Raw genomic sequence first — 19413 nt, forward strand, 5'->3', positions numbered from 1 at the left:
GCGCCAGTCGCAAAGTACAGGTAACAGGAGGAGTGTCGTATGACATTCGAGAACGCCCGGTCGTCCTACCGACGCATCGAGTCCGTGAAGCAGGTCGAACCCACTGATCCCCATGAAATCATTGGCGTAACTCTCCGCGAGCTTGAAAAGTCCCTGCGCGTACTGGCGACCGCTCAAGAGGCTGGCCGTCCGTTTCCGAGCCAGCACCTGAACCGCGCTTTCACTGCGATCTACATCCTGCAAAGCAGCCTTGATTTCAACCAGGGCGGTGACATCGCAACCAACCTTTTCCAGGTCTACGAGTACTGTCGTCTGCAAGTCGCGGACGCTTTCGCCCGCAAGGAAGGCGTGAACCTCGCCGCTTGCGCAGAGCACATCGGCGGCATCCTGACCGCGTGGGACCAGATCGGCAGCAACAGCCAATGACCCCGCGCGTAGCACCTCGCAAGGCCGAAAATCCTGCGGCGCTTGCGGTGCTGTTGTCGGGCCTGACCGACACCCTTCTGGCGGCCGCCACAGACGGAAATCACGCCGAAGTCCAATCCCTCAGCCTGCGTATCCGCGCCATGTCCGACAAGCTCGTCCAGAGCGCATCGGACAAGGACGACCAGCTCGTCCGCGCGACCCTCAAACAGACCGGCACAGCCTTGCGTGATGCTTCCACCCGCATCGAGGCAACGCTGCGCCAGTCCCGCCTTCAGGGACGCAAACACAGCGCCTACGGGCGTGCGCAAACGGCGGGGTCACAGCGATGACCTCCTGCCGGATCTGCAATTTCATCAGGGGGTTTCTGCTGCTCGCGGGCGGCCTTCTGATCATGATGGCCTATTTCGCATGGGCAGGTGACGAGCCCGCGGTCCGGCTTCCCGGACCCATGGCATTCGGTATGGCAGTGCCGGCGATCGGAATCCCCAGCTTCATCATCAAGTATCGCCGCTACAAGGCTCAGCGCAGAGGCTGAGCCAGTTCGGCAACCGGAACGTAGCGGGTCGACGGACGGCCCTGCGCATCGTTCACAGTGATCTCCACATACATCGTGCCTTTGGAAGCGTCCTGCTGCGGCAGCGGACGGTTGGCCTTTTCGGCGGGAATGATGCTTGGCTGGTGGTGCATGGTTTTGCTCCTCGGTTTGGCGTTAACCAGTCGGAGCAAGAAGCGTGCCGTTTATTGGTGCGCGTAAGAGGTCAGCAGCACTTCCCGCACCGGCTGGGGTTCTTCTTCGGTTCCCAGCTGGACATTGATCGCGTGACGGATCAGCTGCGGAATGGCGGAGCGCAAACGGTCGATATCGTTCACCGCGTCCTCGGCCTCGTTGATGGCCCCCGTCAGCACCGCATCCACCCGCCCGTCGAACGCATCCATCTGTGCCTGTAGCTCGTCAATGGCGGGGCTGCCGCTGTCCATCATGAACGAGATTTTCACCGACACACTGCGATTGAATTTGGGCAGCGTCACCGTCAGCGGCATGACGTAGGGCACATAGATCGGCTCGGGCCGCATGGACGGCATCGGGGCCGCGACCACGACAGGCTCGGGCTTCGCGGCAGGGGCGAGTGTCGTTGCCATGCCGAAGCTGAACGGCCCCATGATGAGGGCAAAGCCGAGAAAGCCGAGGATTTTGCTGCTGTCCATCAGTCCGCTTTGATTTGATCCAAGTTCTATTCCATTAACGGCATGGATCGGAAAACTGTTGGCCCCGCGCTCAGGTATTCGCGCATATTCAATGGGATAGTCGAAACGCGAAAAAATATCCTTTTGCGCCTAACATCGGCGGGGATTGCGCCGTTATTCCTGCTGACAGCTACACCCGACCGGATTTTTCGATGAACATTCCAGTGAACAAATCGCTCGTACCCGTGCCGCGGAACCTTCCTGCGCGCGTGGCTGCGCAGAACGCTCGGAAGAAAGAAAAGGCCGCTGAACAAGCCGCCCGCGACTACGATCTGGTTCGGAACGAAACGTACCTCAACGACGCGAGCGAGGTCGAAAAGTACCTACCCGACATTCTGGGCCGCGCCCTTGCGCGCATCTGGATTGACGACCAGTTCCGCCAGCGGTTTGCGCATAGCCCTGTCGAAACACTCGCCGCTTATGGGGTCTACCTGCCGCGCACGATTTCGATTGATTTCGTGACCGAAGGTACGCCGCGCCCGCAGATCGTTGTTTATGAAACTAAACGCATGGGCCTCCAGCGTCGCCGTCTGATGTCGCTGCGCCTCATGATGATGGCAGGGCAATAGGATGAAACGTTTTCTCGCCACCACCGCAGTCATGATGAGCCTGTGCGCGCCCGCCATGGCAGGCGCCGGTCTGCAAGAGGCGCTCGACGCCTATGCTGCGGGCCATGCGGCCGAAGCGGCGGCGATCTATGGTGATTTAGCCCGCACCGGCGATGGCCGCGCACAGTTCAACCTCGCGCTCATGTTTTATGCGGGGGAGGGTGTCCCCCAAAGCTGGAGCGACGCTTTCGCGTGGGCGTGGCGCGCGAAATTGAACGGCGTACAACAGGCCGAGGCTTTGCTTTCTCGTGTTGCCGCCCCGATCACGAGTGGCGAACGCACCGCGCTGGCCGAGGTTCTGACCGCCGAGCTTGCGGACAAAGTGGCCGAGGGCGACGCCCGTGCCATGATCCAGATGTCCCTCATCCAGTCGGAACTTCTGCCGCGCCCCGACATGGTTAGCACCTACGTCTGGCAGTCGCTCGCGGTCGCAATGGGGATGGAGCGGGCGGTACCTGTCCGCGCGTCGACCTTCGAAAGCCTCTCGGCCCGCGACCAGACCAAAGCGCAGTTGGCGCTGCGCGAGAAATACGCCGAATGGTGCGCGGCTGCACCCGTCGGATCTCCGGCCTGCGGGCTGATCATTAACTGACAAACTGGCAGCACAAAAAGAAAGCCCCGCCGATTACGGCGGGGCTTTTCCTGTTCCCGTGAGTGGTCTGCTTAGTGTTTGCGGAAGCGGCTGATGGCTTCGGCAGCATCGAGCGGGAGTCCCAGTTCCACGCTGATGTCTTTGGCTTGCTGACCCGTGCGGGCCATGTTGATCGCTTCGTCGATCATGCGCTCACCGGCGAGCCAGTCCATATCCGACTGGAGGCCGCGTATATCGTCGTGGATGCGGTTCGCGGTCTGTGCCTGCATCGATTCGATGCGGCCCGCATACGCGGCAAGGCGGACGTCAATCTGTTCGATCAGCTGCTCCTCGCGGGCTTGCGCCTTGGCGGAGGCGGCAGCCGCCTTCGCGCGGGCACGGCGGATGGTAATTGCAGTCAGCAAAACCACGAATAGGGCAACGCCGCCGGAGATGATCGTGAGGGTCTGTGGGCCAGGCAAGGTCATGCCGTTCTCTCCGGTGTAGTCAGTTGTTCAGTTCGAGGTAGCTTTGGAACAGGCTCTCCGTGATCTTCTCCAGATCAATCGGGTAGCTGCCGTTCGCAATCGCCTCCTGTATGCGGGTGACCAGCTCCATTTCCACGGGCGGTCCCGACTTCAGCTCGGCCGGCATCGGCTGCGCCACAGGCGCACTGATTTCCACGTTCTCTCCAGCCGGCGCCGCGGGTGCAGCCGGCTGGCCCACTGTCGGTCCGCCCTTCGCTTTTTGCAGGCGGGCGGCCGCGTCATCGGCGGTGCGCTTGATTTGTGCGCCCCCGGATTGAGAGATTGAGTCAACCATTTCAGACCTCCATTCGACGTTAGTAACGACAGCTGGTCAAATAATGTTAGGCCGTAAAGCCACTATATTGTCACCGGTTACGACGCCTCGAACCACCTTGCCCGAAGACAGATTTCTTAGCTCTATAACGTCACCGATGCGGCCGTCTTGTAGTGCTTCGCCAGGGGCAATCACATTAATCGGGCCAACTTGTATCTGTAGTGCAATTGGCGTGCCGACTCTGACGGCCCAATCGGGATCAAGATGCCTTGTGAGCAAAAATTGACCCTCACCGATGCTGGAGCGCAGGCGGCGGCCAACCACTTGTTCTATATCGCTAAAAGTATCGCGCGGCGTTTGGGCGGTGCGAGGCAGCAGGCGTACGTCGCCCGCCGTCACCATTTCGCCACGTCCCATCGTGCGGGCCAGCGCCACGACCATCGGGCCTAGGTTTTCGGGCGCATCGTTATTCGTGATTTCGAGCCGGAGCGGCGCCATCTGCGAAACGCTGGCACGGGTGCGGATATTTCGGGACCATGACGGGCTGTCGCAGCGCAGTTCCGCGGTCTCCCAGCCGTCGAATTTCGGGCTGACCGTCGGCGCGTGATCGCAGGCCGGAAACGGACGCACAGGAACCGTTGGTTCGGCCCCTGAAACGCCCGCCTCGGTCAGCGCAAGCGTGACCAGTTCTGCCGCTTGCGCGCCGCTGATGCCGTTCGCGTACTCACCCTCGGCCAAGGCGGGCGAGGCAATTAGGGCAAGGGCGCAGAGCCAGCGCATCTCAGAGCCCCGTTTCCACGAACTGCACCGGACGCCCGACAAACGCGCTTATCGGGCGGGTCGGGTCCATCGGGCGCAGCGTGGTGTAACGGTCGGTGATCTGGACGATCTCCAGCATTTCGATGCTGTTGCCGCGATCCATGGTAAAGGCAATCGCCCCGCGGCTCAGACCCTGACGGGAGCCGAGGTTGGTGATCAGTTCGTCACCGGACATGGTGACGGTCGCTTGCAGCGGAGTGCACGCCTGAATGTCGAGCAGTTGGTCGAATGCAGCGCCGACGCCATCGGTCAAATCCGCCACCATCTGGGCGCGGGTGTTCTGCGTCAGCGTGCCGACGGCGCTGATCAGCGTCGGTCCGGGCAGTTTGGTGCGGCGGATGATCTCCTGGCGATGGACCTGATTATCCGAAGACACCAGATCGAGCGTCAGGCGCATCTCGATCGCCTGACCGCGTCCGTCGGCAACGGTGTAAATCTCAAGCGCGGGAATGAAGCCCCAGTCGCCCGTGGTCAGACGCACGTCGCCTTGGGTAATCACGGTGTAGTCGCGGCGGGCACGCATATCGCTGAGGCCGCGCGGCATGGTGCGGTCGGTGATGCGCAGGCTCGCGGTCTGCGGATGACGGTCGAGCACGCCGTAGAGCGTTTGCAACACATCCTGCGCGACGATCTGCGTAAACGCGGGTGCATTGGGGGACACGCGGACTTCGGGGCGGTAAGTGATGACGTGCAGCAGGTTGGCCGCGCGGCACATCGTTTGCGCCTCGTCACCGACCAGCGCCTTGATCCGCACCTGCCACATATTGCCGTTCAGCACCGCGCTGATCTGTTCGTGACGCAGCACGCGGCCAAGCGCCTGAACGATGGTCAGGTCGCGCTCTACGCGGGTCATGTTGACGACTGTATGGCCGTGCACCGAAGCGCCGCCCATCAGAGCCGCGTTCAGCAAAGCATCCGCCACCGCACGGCGGCGGGCGCTGTCGGTGTCATTGGGGGCGCTGACAAAGCCGATGCCCTCGGCCTCGACCCAGACGGTCCGTTCCGCTGTCGCCGTAGTGGCAAACAGCAGCGCAGCGACGATGATCAGCGCCCGCCGGATCACAGTGCGCCCCGGAATGCGCTGACGATGTAGGCCACGGTTGACGCATCGAGCGCCAGCTCGACTTCGTAGCCGTCGGTGCCTTTGGGCGTGATGCGAACGGTGCGTGCGCCGCGAATGGTGCCTTCGACCATCGCCGACATGGAGTCGTTGCCGACACGCGCCTGCGAAACAGTGGTAGTCGAGGTGACGTAGATGCCGTGCACTTGCTCGGTCAGGATGCGGATCGCATCGACGCGGGCCGCGCGGAGCGCCAGCAAACGCTTTTCATTCAGCGTGCGGCCCGGCTGGCCGGAGACCTGTGCGAAGCCGATCGCGGTGATCATCGCAGGCTCTGCAACCACCACAGGGGCGGGTGTCGCCATATCGCCGCCGCCGGTCGAAACGGCGGTATTCCCCGCAACAGTCCGCGCCGGAGCGCCGTGTCCGGCACCTTCCATCGCGTCGATGTCTTCTTTGATCTGGGCGACCGTTGCTGCGCGGACCGAAGGGTCTTCGGGCAGGTGATCGGTCGGGGTCATGGGGGCCGTACAGGCGGCCACGCCCATCAGGCCAAGCGAGGCCATCAGCGCGGGCATTTTCAGAAACGAGCGGGTCAAGGCGTGCTCCATAGGCAGAGGTTTGGTTCGCCGGTTCTCTGCAAACGCCATGCCATGAAATCGGGGAGGGTCGGGAAGGCCGCACAACCCTGCGGTGGCATCCTTCTTGCAAGCCAAGTCCCGATACGCCGCTCACAGGAACGACGCACTGATGAAAATGTTTAATGGTAAAATGCAGCAGGGGACGAATTGATGGCCGCCGAAGCCCGTCCCACCATACTTGGCCGTATTGGCGACATGACCCTTCCGGTCGGCATCCTCGCTGTGATGGCGATGATGGTTCTACCGCTGCCAGTCACGCTGCTGGATGCTTTCTTTGTCGGAAACATCGTGCTCGCCCTGATGGTGCTGATGGTGGCGCTGCATAGCTACCGCCCGCTCGATTTCTCCAGCTTTCCCAGTGTGTTGCTGATCGCCACGATCCTGCGCCTTGCGCTCAACGTCGCCTCCACCCGTATCGTTCTGACCGACGGTCACACCGGTTCGGGCGCTGCGGGGCGCGTCATTCAGGCGTTCGGCGAGTTCGTGATTGCGGGCAATTTTCTTGTCGGTCTTCTGGTGTTCGCGATCCTCGTAATTATCAACCTCGTCGTCATTACCAAGGGTGCGGGCCGCGTGTCCGAGGTCTCCGCACGCTTCACTCTCGACGCGATGCCGGGCAAGCAGATGGCCATCGACGCCGACCTGAATGCCGGACTTTTGACACCCGAAGAGGCAAAACGTCGTCGAACCGACGTTGCTGCGGAGGCAGATTTTTACGGTGCGATGGACGGTGCGTCGAAATTTGTGAAGGGCGATGCCATCGCCGGTATCCTGATCCTCGCGATCAACGTCATCGGCGGCATCCTGATCGGCACGATCCAACATAGCCTTTCGGCGGGCGAAGCGGCCCAGACCTATATCCTTCTGTCGATCGGTGACGGCCTCGTCGCCCAGATCCCGTCGCTGCTGCTGTCCATCGCGACCGCGGTCATCGTGACCCGCGTGTCCTCCAGCCACGACATGGGCAAGCTGATCGGCAAGCAGATGAACCTGCGCCGCGCTTGGGTGCCTGTGGCGGGCGTGATGGCGCTCCTTGGCATAGTGCCGGGAATGCCGAACCTTCTGTTCATCATCGCTGCCGCCGGTGCTGGTGCGATGGCCTACTTCAACCGCGATCTGGCCGAGGGCGAGGATGGTGAAGTCCTGCCCCCCGAACAAGGCGACGCAGCTGGCGGCGAAGACGAAGACAGCGAAGGCATCGTGCCTGAAGACGTGGCCGACAACGCGCCCATCTCGCTCCAGATCGGCTACGGCCTGATCCAGATGGCCGGCGGTGAAAATGGCGCGCTCGTGTCCCGCATCACCGGTATCCGCAAGGAAATGTCCAAGGCGATGGGCTTCGTCGTGCCTGGTGTCCGCATCCGCGACGACCTCAGCCTGCCGCCCAACCAGTACCGCATCCGCATCGGCCACCGCATTGTGGGCGAGGACGTTGTGTACCCCGACCGCAAGCTTGCCTTGCCGGGTGGTAGCTCGACCCGCAAACTGCGCGGGATCGAGGTCAAAGACCCGTCCTTCGGTATGGATGCGATCTGGATCCTGCCTCAGCAGGTCACCGAGGCCGAAGCCGACGATTATGTGGTCGTCGAGCCCGAGTCCGTGATCGCCACCCATATGTCTCAGGCGATTTCCTCGCACGCTGCCGACCTTATCGGTCCCGACGATGTGCAGGCGCTACTCGATAACCTCGCCAACAGCGCGCCGACGCTGGTGGAAAGCGTTGTGCCGAAATTGGTGCCGCTCCACACGCTCACTGCCGTGCTGCGCCATCTGCTGTCTGGCCGTATTCCGATCAGCGATCTGCGCCGCATCCTCGAAGGTCTGGCCGAACTGTCGGGCCGCAACCTCGCGGCTCAGGACATGGCCGAAGCGATGCGTCCGCAACTGACCCCGCTTCTGCTCCAGCAGCTTGGCCCAATCAATTCGCCGCTGCCGCTCATCACGCTGGACCCCGAGCTGGAGCAGATCCTGATCCGCGCCCGCCAGTCCGGCGATATCGACGGCGGCCTCGTGATCGACAACGGTCTTGCCCAGACGATCATCACGTCGCTGGCCGAAGCACAGGACAAAGCCGCTGGCGAGGGCAAGACCTCGGTCGTCGTCGTCGCCAACGTGCTGCGCCGCGCCTTCTCGGCCTTCATCCGCCCGCACATGCCCGATGCCATCGTCATCGGGATCAACGAACTGCCTGAAATGCGCAAGGTCGAGGTGGTCGCCGTAATCGGCGGTCAGTCCACTCTGCCGCGCCCGAAACAGTGAGGTAAACTATGTCGACGATTGTTGTCCGCGCATCCGATACCGCTCTGGCGATGGAAGAGGTGAAACGTCGCCTCGGTCTTGATGCCTTCATTATTTCGACCAAGAAAAAGAACGGGCAGGTCGAGGTGCGAGCGACCACCGAGGCGCCGAAACCCAAAGCGCCCCCGCCGCCGCGCCAGCCCGAAACGCAAGGCCGCACGTTCGGCGAGGTTCTAGCCGCGCGTACTCAGCCGCCTGTGACGCCCGAAAAGCCGCAGCATGTGGTGACGGCCGAACGGGTGGAAGCTCCGCAGCAACCGGCCTTCAAGGCAAGCCCCGTCGCCCCCATGGGCGGCTGGCCGGGGCTGACGCCGAATTTCATCGCCGACCTCTGGGTCGAACTGGGCAAGGGCGAGGGCAAGGAGGACGGTTTCTTCAACGACCTCTGCCAGCGTCTGCTGACTGATCAACCGGCAGGACAGGCGGCGCGCACTATTATCGTGGGGCCGCAAGGCTCCGGCAAATCACTGACCGCCGCGCGTATGGCTGCGCTGATGATGACCGAACGGGCCGGACTGCGCCCGCGGATCATCGCGCCCCGCAGCGAACGCCTGCTCGGCAGTGATATCCTCGCGGGCTGGTCCCGCCTCATGGGGCTCGACATTGATCGTCCGATCGTCTCGACGCTCCTTGCTACGCTTCCCGCCGCCGACGCGCACGCGCCGCAGATCATCGACATCCCCGATTGCATGGACCCCGAACAGGTCGCGGCCATCGCCGGCGGAGCCGAGGTGATCCTGTGTCTGCCTGCCGGTCTGCATCCGGGCATGATCGCACGCCAGACGGAAAAATGGGCGGCCCTTTCGCCGCGTATCTGTCTGACCCGCACCGACGACTGGGCCCTCACCGCCGAGGAGCTCAGCGCAATCGCATCGTCAAGCTGTACGCTTGCCTTCTTCGGAACTGGGGCCGGTTTGATCGATACTCTTACTCGTCCGCAGCGAAATGACATTCGCAAGCTTGCCGAGGGGTGGTTGTCACCAATTTCGAGGGGTTGGGCATGACACTTGCAATTCACCTGCTGACTGAATGTGAAAGGAAGCTGCTATGCTGCTGACGAAAGGATATGCCGAACAGCAGGTCGATCCCGACAAGCTCGTGTCTGACCATATGCACATCGTGCGCAAGATTGCCTGGCACATGTTCGGGCGCGTCGGGCGCATGGTGGAAATCGATGACCTGCTGCAAGTCGGCTATATGGGCCTGATCGACGCCAGCCGTCGCTACCAGCCCAAAGCCGGTGCCTCGTTCGCCTCTTACGCTGCCATTCGTGTGCGCGGCTCTATCGTGGATTTCCTGCGGGACAACGCCAGCGTTTGCCGTAGCACGATCCTGATGCAACAGAAGGCGCGTGCTGCGACGGCCAAGCTTGAACAGGCGCTCATGCGGGCCCCGACCAAGGAAGAAGTGGCCGCCGAAATGGGGCTGCCCGTCGCTGAATACGAGGACTGGGAAACCCGCTTTGCTGCGGGACAGGTCAAATCGCTCGACGAGCTTTATACTGACCAGTCCAAGCTGTTCTCGGACAACAGCAGATCGGTCGAGGATACTCTGCAACAACAGCAGATGAAGGCCATGCTCCGCCGTGCGCTGGGCCAGTTGCCGGAACGCGAGGCGCTGCTGCTACAGCTCTATTATGTCGAGGAACTGAACGTCTATGAGATCGCCAAGGTGCTTGGCGTAACGACCGGACGTGTCTCGCAGATCAAGAAAGCCGCGGTCGAACGCCTGCGCAAGTTCATCGCGGAAATGGAAGGGGAGGACTAAGCCCTCCCCTCCGCTCATCAGATGTTGAAAGCCGGCATGATCGACGCACCAGCGGCGATACGGCGGGCCCAGCTCTGGGTATCTTCGGCAAAGCTTTCGCGAGTGTCCGGTATAGCTTCCATCAGCGCGGTGACAGCGATCTTGCCCAGTTCGTTTTCGGGATCGAAGCCGCTGACATCGACCGGAGTCCAGTCCCTGCCCTCGATACGCACCGCGCAGCCTTCGTCGTTCATACGCACGAACCACTCATAGCCGTAGAGGTCGAACAGCATGATGTCCGGACCCGCATTCACGTTGCGGCGGTGGATCATGTGCATCCGGATGTATTCGAACACCGGATCGCGGGTGAGAGAGATGATCTCGGCCGCAACCGACGACCAGCCTTCTTCGACGGTGTTTTTCAGCTGCACCCACTCGGCGGTGTTATCGGCGTCCAGACGGAAGACCAGCACGTTGATGTCCGACATCTCGCCGATCATGTAGTTGGTGCCGCCGATGCAGAGTTTCGCCACAGGCTCGATATCGGCCTTGGGCTTCTCTTCTTCGACCATCCCAGTAGCAGGTGCCGCTTCCTCGATGTGACGGGTGCAGCGCGGACGGGCCTTGCCTTCGTATTCACCGGTCGAAAAATCGCGCAGGAGGTCGAGAGCGATCTGGCTCAGGACCACTTCGCGGCCACCTTCAAGGTCGGCGAGACCGGCGATGCGCAGCGCGGTCTGCTCGGACGGGGTGGCTTTGCCTTCGCTGGCAAGGCGCAGCAGACCGACCAGCGTGTGGGACGCGGCGCTCGGATCATACTCGCGCAGGGCAATGACCAGATCCAGAAGGTCGCTAGTCGTGTAGAAACGGTGCGGGACCGCCGACGGACGGGCGGCCGTCTCGGATGTCGTTTGCATAGCAAAGTGCCTTTCGCTGCTGAACGTAAACTCTTGGCACTAGAACGTACGGCAGCGCGGCATGTTTAGGTTGCCGGTCAGTCTCAAAAGCAGAGGGGCGACCCGAAAGCCGCCCCATCCGTATTAAACCGTATCTTTGTAATTCACGATTTTCGTATCTTCACCCGGCGCTGATTTCTCGCGGCGGACGATCAAGCGGTTGATTGCATTGATATATGCCTTCGCCGAAGCAACAACCGTGTCGGTATCTGCCGACTGGCCGGTTGCGATCTTGCCGTCCTCTTCAAGGCGGACAGAAACAGTCGCCTGCGCATCGGTGCCTTCGGTCACAGCGTGAACCTGATAGAGTTGCAGGCGGCCGCCGTGATCAAAGAGTTCCTTGATCGCGTTGAAGGTCGCATCGACAGGGCCGTCACCGGTGGCTTTGACCGACTTCTCTTCGCCGTCGATTTCCAGCGTCATGTCAGCCGTCTGCGGACCTTCGGTGCCGCAAACAACCTGGAGCGACTTCAGCTTGATGTGGTCTTCGACAGTGTCGTTCTGACGGATCAGCGCGATCAGGTCGTCGTCATAGACTTCCTTCTTGCGGTCGGCGAGGTCTTTGAAGCGGACGAACAGGTCCTTCAACTGGTTGTCGGCCAACTCGTAGCCGAGGCTTTCCAGCTTGGCACGCAACGCAGCGCGGCCCGAGTGCTTGCCCAAGGGGAGCGACGTGCCAGCCAGCCCCACGTCTTCGGGGCGCATGATCTCGAACGTTTCCTTGTTCTTGAGCATGCCGTCCTGGTGGATGCCGGACTCGTGGGCAAAGGCGTTCTTGCCGACGATTGCCTTGTTGAACTGCACGGCAAAGCCCGAAGCGGTCGCAACGCGGCGCGAGATGTTCATGATCTTGGTGGTGTCGATGCCCGTCTGGAACGGCATGATGTCGTTGCGGACCTTCAGCGCCATCACGACTTCTTCGAGCGCGGTGTTACCCGCACGTTCACCCAGACCGTTGATCGTGCATTCGATCTGGCGCGCACCGGCTTCGACAGCAGCGAGGCTGTTCGCCGTCGCCATGCCGAGGTCGTTGTGGCAGTGCGTCGCAAAGATCACCTCGTCCGCGCCCGGAACGGTTTCGATCAGGCGGCGGATCAGGTCGGCAGACTCGCGCGGGGCGGTGTAGCCGACGGTATCGGGAATGTTGATCGTGGTCGCGCCCGCCTTGATGGCGATCTCGATGACGCGGCAGAGGTAGTCCCACTCGGTCCGCGTGGCGTCCATTGGCGACCACTGCACGTTGTCGCAGAGGTTGCGCGCATGGGTCACTGTCTCGTGGATGCGCTCAGCCATCTGGTCCATGTCGAGGTTCGGAATGGCGCGGTGCAGCGGCGAGGTGCCGATAAAGGTGTGAATGCGGCCCGAGCCCGCGTGCTTCACGGCTTCGGCGCAGCGCTCGATATCCTTGAAATTCGCACGGGCGAGGCCGCAAATCGTCGAGTTCTTGGACCGCTTGGCGATCTCGGAAACGGCACGGAAGTCACCTTCTGAAGCGATCGGGAAGCCGGCTTCGATGATGTCGACACCCATGTCGTCGAGCAGCTCTGCAATCTCGAGCTTTTCTTCATGGGTCATGGTGGCCCCCGGCGACTGTTCGCCATCACGGAGGGTAGTGTCGAAAATCAACACGCGGTCTTGGGTCATGTCATAAATCCTTGTCTGTCCTTAGCATTACCCGGCGCTGGGACACCCCTGAGCGGTCGCGCCGGCAGGCACGCTCAGAGGCTGCTAAGGAGTAGAAGGGCGCGCGTGGGCAGGGCACCGCAGGTGCGGGCAGCAACAATGATATGATCCAAGCGCGTCATAGGGCGGGACTATACCTATGATTCACCCGAGGGAAAGGGGGATTTTTGCCTTTGGTATCAGAGGGGCTCTGCCCCCGTCCGCCTGCGGCGGCCTCCCCCGAGGTATTTTCGTCAAAGTGAAGGGTGGAGTGGCGCGCGCTGCGGGTTATCTTCGGATTTATGAAACGAATTCTAGTCATAGGCGCTTCGGGCGGGATCGGTGCCGCGCTGTGTTCGGTCGCAGGCGGCGAGGTTGTGGGCCTGTCGCGGTCGGGCGACGGGTTGGACGTGACCGATCCGGCGTCGGTCGAGCGGGTCTTGGGCAGTGTCGAAGGGCCGTTCGATGTCATCTGGATCGCGGTCGGCATTCTGAGCGCGGGACAGGGACCGGAGAAGTCTCTGTCGCAGATCGACGCGCAGGAAATGGCGGACGTCATGGCCGTGAATAGCATCGGCGTTGCGCTGGTGATGCGGCATGTTCCGCGGCTGTTGGCAAGTGGCGGGCGTGTCGGGGGTCTGTCGGCGCGGGTCGGGTCGATCGGGGACAACGGGCTGGGCGGTTGGCACGCGTATCGTGCGTCGAAAGCCGCTGTGAACCAGATCATTCGCGGCGCGTCGATCGAACTGAAGCGGACGCATAAAGGGTCGGTTGTTCTTGCGCTGCATCCGGGCACGGTCGAGACGGAATTTACTGCAGGCTATAAGGCCAGCAAGCTGTCGCCCGAAGAGTCCGCCACGAAGCTCACCGCCGTTCTGGAGGGCGCGACGCCTGACCAGACGGGGCAGTTCTACGACTACGCCGGAAAGGCGATCCCGTGGTGAAGCTGGTGCTCGTGCTGGGGGACCAGCTGACCGAAGACCTGTCCGCGCTACGAGAGGCTGCCGAGGACGATGTGATCGTCATGGCAGAGGTGCGGGACGAGGCGTCCTACGTCAAACATCACCCCAAAAAGATCGCGCTCATCTTTGCTGCGATGCGCAAGTTCGCCAAGCGGCTGGAGGAGAGCGGACGCACCGTTGCTTATACGCGATATGACGACAAGGAGAACTCCGGCAGCATCGTCGGCGAACTGCTGCATCGCGCTAATGAATATGACGCGTCAGAGGTGCTCGCCACTGAACCGGGCGAGTGGCGGCTGATTTCGGCGCTGGAGGATGCGCCGCTCGATATCCACCAGTTCCCCGATGACCGCTTCGTGGCCTCGCACCGCGAGTTCGAGGAATGGGCCGATGGGCGCAAGGCGCTGCGGATGGAGTATTTCTATCGCGAGATGCGGCGCAAGACGGGCCTTTTGATGGAGGGCGACGATCCCGAGGGCGGCAAGTGGAACTACGACCACGACAACCGCAAAGCCGCGCCAGATGACGTCGATTTCAATGGCCCGATGGAGTTCACGCCTGACGAGATCACCGAAGAGGTTCTGACCCTCGTCGAAAAGGAATTCGGCGACAATTTTGGCGACTTGCGTCCATTCCGCTATGCCACCGATCAGGAGGGCGCGCGGCGGCAGTTGACGTTCTGGCTCAAGGGCGGGCTGCCGAAGTTCGGGGATTATCAGGACGCGATGCTCGCGGACGAGCGGTTCCTCTGGCACTCCATCATTTCGATGTACATCAACATCGGTCTTCTGGACGCGCTGGAGGTCTGCAAACGGGTCGAGGAGGCGTATCGCAACGGTGACGTGCCGCTCAATTCCGCCGAAGGATACATCCGCCAGATCATCGGTTGGCGCGAGTACATGCGCGGCATCTATTTCCTGAACGGCCCCGACTACACTAGCCACAACACGCTGCGCCACGACCGCGATTTGCCGTGGTTCTATTGGGGCGGCGAGACGAAGATGCGCTGCATTTCCAAGGCGGTCGAGCAGACCAAGGAAGAAGCCTACGCGCACCACATCCAGCGCCTGATGGTCACGGGGAATTTCGCGCTGATCGCGGGGATCGATCCGCATCAGGTCCACGAATGGTATCTCTCGGTCTACGCCGATGCCTTCGAATGGGTCGAGGCGCCCAACACCATCGGCATGAGCCAGTTTGCCGACGGCGGGATCATCGCGTCAAAGCCCTACGTCAGCAGCGGGGCCTATATCGACCGCATGTCCGACTACTGCAAAGGCTGCGCTTACAAGGTCAAAGAAAAAACGGGCGAGGATGCCTGCCCGTTCAATCTGCTCTACTGGTATTTCCTCGACCGTCACCGCCAGCGGTTCGAAAACAATCCACGCATGGGGAACATGTACCGCACGTGGGACCGTATGGACGAGGACCGCCGCAAGACGGTCCTGTCCGATGCCAACGCGTGGCTCAAGCGGATGGAGGACGGAGAGACCGTTTAGTTCGCGGTCTCTTCCTCGGTTTCTTCCTCTTCGGGCGTGACGGGTAGGACGCTGTCGACGAAAACGTTGTCTTCCCATTCGCCCTGTTCCACTTCGCCGTCGGCGTATTGCATCCGTCCGTCACCCTGACGGCGACCGGCCACGAAAGTGCCGGTGTAGATGTCGCCGTTCGAGTAGGTCGCAACGCCTTGGCCCGAAATCTCGCCGTTTTTCCATTCGCCTTCGTAGGTGAAGGTCTCGTCGGTTTCGGTGGCGGGATTGTCCGGAATGGTGATCGTGCCTTTGCCGTCGCGCTGGCCAGCCACGAAAGTGCCCGTGTAGACCGACCCGTCGGCATAGGTGGCTTTGCCTTCGCCCTCGCGCTGACCATCGACCCACGCGCCGTTATAAGAATAGCCGTGTGAGTCCGTCATTACGCCCTGACCGTGGTTCTTGGCGTTCTTGAACTCGCCCTCGTAGACCAGGCCGTTGGGGTAGGTCGCGCGGCCCGTGCCGTTGATGACGCCTTGCGTCCATTGACCGTCATAGGTCGAACCGTCGGGGTAGGTAATCTTGCCCGTGCCATCGGCGAGGCCCGCCGCAAACTGGCCGATGTAGACCGAGCCGTCGGGGTAGGTGACCTGACCACGGCCCGAAATCTCGCCCTGATCCCAGTTGCCAATGTAGATATAGCCGTCCACGCCGCGGAACGTGCCTTGTCCGTGACGAAGGTCGGCGTCAAAGCCGCCCTGATACACGTCGCCGTTGGCGTAGGTCACGGTGCCGATGCCGTCGCGCTTGCCCGCGACCAGCGTGCCTTCGTAGACATCGCCGTTCGACTGGACGAGCTTGCCGTTGCCTTCGATCTGGCCGTCGACCCATGTGCCTTCGTAGATCGTGCCGTCCGGCATCGTGAGCATCCCCGAACCGTCGCGTTCGTCATGCGCCAGCTCGCCTTCGTAAACGGTGCCGTCGGGGTAGGTGATGATGCCTTCACCCTCTTTGACGCCGTTCATCCATGTGCCGGTGTAGGTGTACCCGTCCGAGCTGGTCATGGTGCCTTCGCCGTGGTGCATAGCATTGCGGAACTGACCCTCGTAGACGACACCGTTGGCATAGGTCGCCTTGCCCATGCCCGTGATGTTGCCTTCGAGCCAGTCGCCCTCGTAGGTGCCGCCGTCGGCAAAGGTGATCTGGCCCTTGCCGTCGGGCTTTCCTGCCGAGAATTCGCCGACATATACCGAACCGTTGGGGAAGCGCGCCGTGCCCTCGCCGCGGATTGCGCCGTTGACCCATTCGCCGGTGTATTCATAGCCGTTCGGAAGGCGGTATGTGCCTTGACCGTTCTGCTTTCCGTTTTCGAACTGGCCTTCGTAGACCCCGCCGTCTTCGTATTGTTTGGTCTGGACTTGTTGTGCCACTGCCATCTGGCCGACAAGCAGAAACGCCACACTGCCAAGGAGCGCCTGTTTCAGGTTCATGATGGTCTTTTCCCTGTTTTCTCGGGGTGATGCTAATTGACCAGAACAATTCCTACAACGGCCTAGCAGACTGTTTACTGCCGCATTCGGCTTTCCCTTGGCGCGTGTTCTGCTAAATCTGCCACAACAACGATGCGCAGGAAGCCGATGACCGATACGTTCCGTATGTCCATTGCCCAGCTGAACCCGACCGTCGGGGATATCGAGGGCAACGCCGCAAAAGCTGTCGCGGCATGGAAGCAGGCCAAAGAGGCCGGCTCCGAAATGGTGGCTCTGCCCGAGATGTTCATCGCCGGCTACTCGGCGCAGGACCTCGTGATGAAGCCCGCCTTCCACCGTGCTTGTATGGCCCGCATCGAACAGCTCGCGCAGGACTGCGCCGACGGCCCGATCCTAGCGATCGGCGGCCCCTACGCGGAAGAGGGGCGTCTCTATAACGCTTATTTCATCTGCAAGAACGGTGTCGTCGCGGCGCGTCAGCTCAAGCACTTCCTGCCGAATTACAACGTCTTCGACGAAGTGCGTCAGTTCAATCGCGGCGCGATCCAAGGCCCCTATGACGTCGGTCAGCTCCGCATCGGCTCCCCGATCTGCGAGGACGCTTGGTATCCCGACGTGGCCGAAGCCATGGTCGAAAGCGGCGCGGAGATGCTCGTCGTCCCGAACGGCTCGCCCTACTACCGTGGTAAATTCGACCGCCGCCTGAGCACCATGGTCGCCCGCGTCATCGAAAACGATGTGCCGATGGTCTACGTGAACACCATCGGCGGTCAGGACGATCAGGCGTTCGACGGCGGCTCCTTCGTGCTGAACCGTGGCGGCAAGCTCGCCGTGCAGCTTCCGCTCTTCGTCGAGACCATCGCCCACGTCGATTTCGAACGCACCGAAGACGGCGACTGGGAAGCTCTTCCCGGCAACATGATCACCTTCCCGACCGAATGGGAGCAGGACTATCATGCGATGGTCCTCACCCTGCGCGACTACCTGCGCAAGACGGGCTTCAAGAAAGTTCTGCTCGGCCTGTCGGGCGGCATCGACTCCGCGCTCGTCGCCACCATCGCCGTTGACGCGCTGGGCGCCGAGAACGTCCGCTGCGTGATGCTGCCGTCGGAATACACCTCGCAAGGCTCGCTCGACGACGCCGAAGATATCGCAAAGCGTCTTGGCGTTCATTACGATTTCGTGCCGATTTCCGAGGGCCGCGATGCGATTACCAACACGCTCGCGCCGATCTTCGAAGGCACCAAGCCGGACATCACCGAAGAAAACATCCAGTCCCGCCTGCGCGGTCTGCTGCTGATGGCGATGTCGAACAAGTTCGGGGAAATGCTGCTGACCACGGGCAACAAATCCGAGGTCGCCGTCGGCTACGCCACGATCTACGGCGATATGAACGGCGGCTACAACCCGATCAAGGATCTCTACAAGACCCGGGTGTTCGAAACCTGCCGTTGGCGCAACGCCAATCACCGCGACTGGATGAACGGCCCCGAAGGCGAGGTCATCCCCGTTTCGATCATCGAAAAGCCGCCCTCAGCCGAGCTCCGTCCCGACCAGAAGGACGAAGACAGCCTGCCGCCCTACGAAATCCTCGACGCGATCCTCGAACTCCTCGTGGACCGCGAGGCGAGCGTGGCAGAGTGCGTGGCGCTGGGCTTCGAACGAGAAACGGTCAAGCGGGTGGAGCACCTTCTCTACATCAGCGAATACAAACGTTTCCAGTCGGCACCGGGCACGCGCCTGACCAAGCGTGCGTTCTGGCTCGACCGCCGTTACCCGATCGCGAACCGCTTCCGCGACAACTCCTGAGAATAGGCGATCTCACGCCGACATGACGGAGGCGTGAAGGAAACTTGTTAAGGATCTAGGAACGCTTTCAGGGGGCTGGCTGTTCTCTCTCCAATCCGGCGGCGCACCGCTGCCACAGAGAATTGGAGACTATTATGACTATCATCAAACGCACCCTCGCAGGTTCGGCAATCGCTCTGGCCGTAGCCGCTCCGGCAATCGCACAGGCAGCCGACGCAACGGCTGCAACCGATCTGAACGTACGTAGCGGCCCGGGTGCATGGTATGAATCGGTCGGCGTGATTCCCGCCGGTGAAATGGCTACCATCGAAGGCTGCCTCGACGGCTACGAATGGTGCCAGGTCAGCTACGACGGCACCGACGGCTGGTCGTATGCGCCGTACCTGACCGTACAGGCAGGTGACAACGTCGCCACCATCGACACGCAGCCCGAGCAGGTCGAAATCAAGACCGTCACCTACGTGAACCAGGAAGAAACCGACGAAGATAAAGGCGTCGCTGCCATCGCTGGCGGTACTGCCGGTGCGCTGATCGCCTACGCACTTGGTGGCCCGACCACTGCCATCGTTGCCAGCGGTCTGCTGGGTTCGGCTGGCGCGGCTGAAGTCGTAGAGCCGACCACCGAGACCATGACCTACATCCAGAGCAACCCGGTCGAGCCGGTAAACCTTTCGGGTGAGATCGTTGTCGGCGCAGGTATTCCGGCCGAAATCGTGACCTACGAGACCCCGCAGGATGGTCTGCGTTATCTGAACATCAATGGCCAGTATGTTGCCATTGACGCAGAAACGAACGCCATTGTGCGCATTGCTGGCTAATTCAGCAAAATTGCACCGAACGGCCCGCCATT

Annotated in this window: 21 protein-coding genes; 11 read left to right on the top strand and 10 right to left on the bottom strand. The window is 61.6% G+C overall.

Annotation, left to right across the window (positions count from 1 at the left end; genetic code table 11):
* Positions 1-39: 39 nt before the first annotated feature.
* Both fliS and HCZ30_RS00465 read left to right on the top strand, forming a co-directional pair.
* Positions 40-426 carry a flagellar export chaperone FliS gene (fliS, locus tag HCZ30_RS00460; RefSeq protein WP_167635795.1) on the top strand — a complete coding sequence of 129 codons (387 nt, stop codon included), beginning with the start codon at positions 40-42 and terminating at the stop codon, positions 424-426.
* Entirely contained in the window at positions 423-755 is a 333-nt protein-coding gene (locus HCZ30_RS00465; RefSeq protein WP_167635796.1) for a hypothetical protein, read from the top strand. Before fliS ends, HCZ30_RS00465 begins: the two co-directional genes overlap by 4 nt.
* Positions 756-945: 190 nt before the next feature.
* Here the strand turns inward: HCZ30_RS00465 and HCZ30_RS00470 are convergent, their stop codons facing one another.
* Together HCZ30_RS00470 and HCZ30_RS00475 are read right to left on the bottom strand one after the other, a co-directional pair.
* Positions 946-1113: a hypothetical protein gene (locus HCZ30_RS00470; protein WP_167635797.1), complete on the bottom strand. Its 168-nt coding sequence runs from the start codon at positions 1111-1113 to the stop codon at positions 946-948.
* A gap of 51 nt (positions 1114-1164) precedes the next feature.
* Positions 1165-1632 carry a hypothetical protein gene (locus tag HCZ30_RS00475; RefSeq protein WP_167635798.1) on the bottom strand — a complete coding sequence of 156 codons (468 nt, stop codon included), beginning with the start codon at positions 1630-1632 and terminating at the stop codon, positions 1165-1167.
* Positions 1633-1823: 191 nt separating this feature from the next.
* Here HCZ30_RS00475 and HCZ30_RS00480 point away from each other — a divergent pair, with 191 nt between their 5' ends.
* Both HCZ30_RS00480 and HCZ30_RS00485 read left to right on the top strand, forming a co-directional pair.
* Positions 1824-2240 carry a hypothetical protein gene (locus tag HCZ30_RS00480; RefSeq protein WP_167635799.1) on the top strand — a complete coding sequence of 139 codons (417 nt, stop codon included), beginning with the start codon at positions 1824-1826 and terminating at the stop codon, positions 2238-2240.
* Position 2241: 1 nt separating this feature from the next.
* Positions 2242-2871 (top strand): SEL1-like repeat protein, encoded by a 630-nt coding sequence (locus tag HCZ30_RS00485; RefSeq protein WP_167635800.1) that lies wholly within the window; start codon positions 2242-2244, stop codon positions 2869-2871.
* 71 nt (positions 2872-2942) lie between these two features.
* On the opposite strand, the gene HCZ30_RS00490 is transcribed toward HCZ30_RS00485, so the two are convergent.
* From HCZ30_RS00490 to HCZ30_RS00510, 5 genes are read right to left on the bottom strand one after another with little or no spacing between them, the layout of a single operon-like run.
* Positions 2943-3338, bottom strand: a complete 396-nt coding sequence (locus HCZ30_RS00490; protein WP_167635801.1) for a hypothetical protein — start codon at positions 3336-3338, stop codon at positions 2943-2945.
* 19 nt (positions 3339-3357) lie between these two features.
* Complete coding sequence (flgM, locus tag HCZ30_RS00495; protein ID WP_167635802.1) at positions 3358-3672, bottom strand: flagellar biosynthesis anti-sigma factor FlgM; 315 nt, start codon at positions 3670-3672, stop codon at positions 3358-3360.
* Positions 3673-3708: 36 nt separating this feature from the next.
* The gene (gene flgA, locus HCZ30_RS00500) at positions 3709-4431 is read right to left on the bottom strand and encodes a flagellar basal body P-ring formation chaperone FlgA (RefSeq protein ID WP_167635803.1); all 723 of its coding nucleotides are present in this window, start codon (positions 4429-4431) and stop codon (positions 3709-3711) included.
* Position 4432: 1 nt separating this feature from the next.
* Positions 4433-5533, bottom strand: a complete 1101-nt coding sequence (locus tag HCZ30_RS00505) for a hypothetical protein (RefSeq protein WP_167635804.1) — start codon at positions 5531-5533, stop codon at positions 4433-4435.
* Positions 5530-6129 (bottom strand): LPP20 family lipoprotein, encoded by a 600-nt coding sequence (locus HCZ30_RS00510; RefSeq protein ID WP_167635805.1) that lies wholly within the window; start codon positions 6127-6129, stop codon positions 5530-5532. The genes HCZ30_RS00505 and HCZ30_RS00510 overlap by 4 nt, the downstream gene beginning before the upstream one ends.
* Positions 6130-6318: 189 nt before the next feature.
* Between HCZ30_RS00510 and flhA the strand changes: the two genes are divergently transcribed.
* Genes flhA through HCZ30_RS00525 form a run of 3 tightly spaced genes read left to right on the top strand, consistent with a single transcriptional unit; the run spans position 6319 to position 10236 of the window.
* Positions 6319-8430 carry a flagellar biosynthesis protein FlhA gene (gene flhA, locus HCZ30_RS00515; protein ID WP_432442748.1) on the top strand — a complete coding sequence of 704 codons (2112 nt, stop codon included), beginning with the start codon at positions 6319-6321 and terminating at the stop codon, positions 8428-8430.
* Positions 8431-8438: 8 nt separating this feature from the next.
* A complete protein-coding gene (locus HCZ30_RS00520; RefSeq protein WP_167635807.1) occupies positions 8439-9473 on the top strand; it encodes a hypothetical protein in 1035 nt (344 codons plus the stop codon).
* A gap of 43 nt (positions 9474-9516) precedes the next feature.
* Positions 9517-10236 carry a sigma-70 family RNA polymerase sigma factor gene (locus HCZ30_RS00525; protein WP_167635808.1) on the top strand — a complete coding sequence of 240 codons (720 nt, stop codon included), beginning with the start codon at positions 9517-9519 and terminating at the stop codon, positions 10234-10236.
* 17 nt (positions 10237-10253) lie between these two features.
* On the opposite strand, the gene HCZ30_RS00530 is transcribed toward HCZ30_RS00525, so the two are convergent.
* Entirely contained in the window at positions 10254-11132 is an 879-nt protein-coding gene (locus tag HCZ30_RS00530) for a hypothetical protein (RefSeq protein WP_167635809.1), read from the bottom strand.
* 123 nt (positions 11133-11255) lie between these two features.
* Positions 11256-12815 (bottom strand): 2-isopropylmalate synthase, encoded by a 1560-nt coding sequence (locus HCZ30_RS00535; protein WP_167635810.1) that lies wholly within the window; start codon positions 12813-12815, stop codon positions 11256-11258.
* A 320-nt stretch (positions 12816-13135) separates the two neighbouring features.
* On the opposite strand from HCZ30_RS00535, the gene HCZ30_RS00540 reads away from it, so the two are divergent.
* Together HCZ30_RS00540 and HCZ30_RS00545 are read left to right on the top strand one after the other, a co-directional pair.
* Positions 13136-13777 (top strand): SDR family NAD(P)-dependent oxidoreductase, encoded by a 642-nt coding sequence (locus HCZ30_RS00540; RefSeq protein WP_167635811.1) that lies wholly within the window; start codon positions 13136-13138, stop codon positions 13775-13777.
* Complete coding sequence (locus tag HCZ30_RS00545) at positions 13771-15294, top strand: cryptochrome/photolyase family protein (RefSeq protein ID WP_167635812.1); 1524 nt, start codon at positions 13771-13773, stop codon at positions 15292-15294. Before HCZ30_RS00540 ends, HCZ30_RS00545 begins: the two co-directional genes overlap by 7 nt.
* Here the strand turns inward: HCZ30_RS00545 and HCZ30_RS00550 are convergent.
* Positions 15291-16754 (bottom strand): 2-isopropylmalate synthase, encoded by a 1464-nt coding sequence (locus HCZ30_RS00550; RefSeq protein WP_167635813.1) that lies wholly within the window; start codon positions 16752-16754, stop codon positions 15291-15293. The two genes, HCZ30_RS00545 and HCZ30_RS00550, sit on opposite strands and share 4 nt — an antisense overlap.
* Positions 16755-16901: 147 nt before the next feature.
* Between HCZ30_RS00550 and HCZ30_RS00555 the strand changes: the two genes are divergently transcribed.
* Both HCZ30_RS00555 and HCZ30_RS00560 read left to right on the top strand, forming a co-directional pair.
* A complete protein-coding gene (locus HCZ30_RS00555; protein WP_167635814.1) occupies positions 16902-18563 on the top strand; it encodes an NAD+ synthase in 1662 nt (553 codons plus the stop codon).
* Between the two features lie 134 nt (positions 18564-18697).
* The gene (locus HCZ30_RS00560; RefSeq protein ID WP_167635815.1) at positions 18698-19381 is read left to right on the top strand and encodes an SH3 domain-containing protein; all 684 of its coding nucleotides are present in this window, start codon (positions 18698-18700) and stop codon (positions 19379-19381) included.
* The last annotated feature ends 32 nt before the right edge of the window (positions 19382-19413 follow it).

It is taken from the genome of Marivivens donghaensis (genome assembly GCF_011806565.1).
Classification (GTDB): Bacteria; Pseudomonadota; Alphaproteobacteria; order Rhodobacterales; family Rhodobacteraceae; genus Marivivens; species Marivivens donghaensis_A.

Excerpts from the sequence above, each read along its gene's own strand:
- HCZ30_RS00475 (WP_167635798.1), bottom strand. The coding sequence starts at position 1,632 with ATGGACAGCAGCAAAATCCTCGGCTTTCTCGGCTTTGCCCTCATCATG.
- HCZ30_RS00530 (WP_167635809.1), bottom strand. The coding sequence starts at position 11,132 with ATGCAAACGACATCCGAGACGGCCGCCCGTCCGTCGGCGGTCCCGCAC.
- flgA (WP_167635803.1), bottom strand. The coding sequence starts at position 4,431 with ATGCGCTGGCTCTGCGCCCTTGCCCTAATTGCCTCGCCCGCCTTGGCC.
- flgM (WP_167635802.1), bottom strand. The coding sequence starts at position 3,672 with ATGGTTGACTCAATCTCTCAATCCGGGGGCGCACAAATCAAGCGCACC.
- HCZ30_RS00560 (WP_167635815.1), top strand. The coding sequence starts at position 18,698 with ATGACTATCATCAAACGCACCCTCGCAGGTTCGGCAATCGCTCTGGCC.
- HCZ30_RS00535 (WP_167635810.1), bottom strand. The coding sequence starts at position 12,815 with ATGACCCAAGACCGCGTGTTGATTTTCGACACTACCCTCCGTGATGGC.
- HCZ30_RS00520 (WP_167635807.1), top strand. The coding sequence starts at position 8,439 with ATGTCGACGATTGTTGTCCGCGCATCCGATACCGCTCTGGCGATGGAA.
- HCZ30_RS00550 (WP_167635813.1), bottom strand. The coding sequence starts at position 16,754 with ATGAACCTGAAACAGGCGCTCCTTGGCAGTGTGGCGTTTCTGCTTGTC.
- HCZ30_RS00490 (WP_167635801.1), bottom strand. The coding sequence starts at position 3,338 with ATGACCTTGCCTGGCCCACAGACCCTCACGATCATCTCCGGCGGCGTT.
- HCZ30_RS00525 (WP_167635808.1), top strand. The coding sequence starts at position 9,517 with ATGCTGCTGACGAAAGGATATGCCGAACAGCAGGTCGATCCCGACAAG.
- HCZ30_RS00470 (WP_167635797.1), bottom strand. The coding sequence starts at position 1,113 with ATGCACCACCAGCCAAGCATCATTCCCGCCGAAAAGGCCAACCGTCCG.
- HCZ30_RS00485 (WP_167635800.1), top strand. The coding sequence starts at position 2,242 with ATGAAACGTTTTCTCGCCACCACCGCAGTCATGATGAGCCTGTGCGCG.
- fliS (WP_167635795.1), top strand. The coding sequence starts at position 40 with ATGACATTCGAGAACGCCCGGTCGTCCTACCGACGCATCGAGTCCGTG.
- HCZ30_RS00480 (WP_167635799.1), top strand. The coding sequence starts at position 1,824 with ATGAACATTCCAGTGAACAAATCGCTCGTACCCGTGCCGCGGAACCTT.
- HCZ30_RS00555 (WP_167635814.1), top strand. The coding sequence starts at position 16,902 with ATGACCGATACGTTCCGTATGTCCATTGCCCAGCTGAACCCGACCGTC.
- HCZ30_RS00540 (WP_167635811.1), top strand. The coding sequence starts at position 13,136 with ATGAAACGAATTCTAGTCATAGGCGCTTCGGGCGGGATCGGTGCCGCG.
- HCZ30_RS00465 (WP_167635796.1), top strand. The coding sequence starts at position 423 with ATGACCCCGCGCGTAGCACCTCGCAAGGCCGAAAATCCTGCGGCGCTT.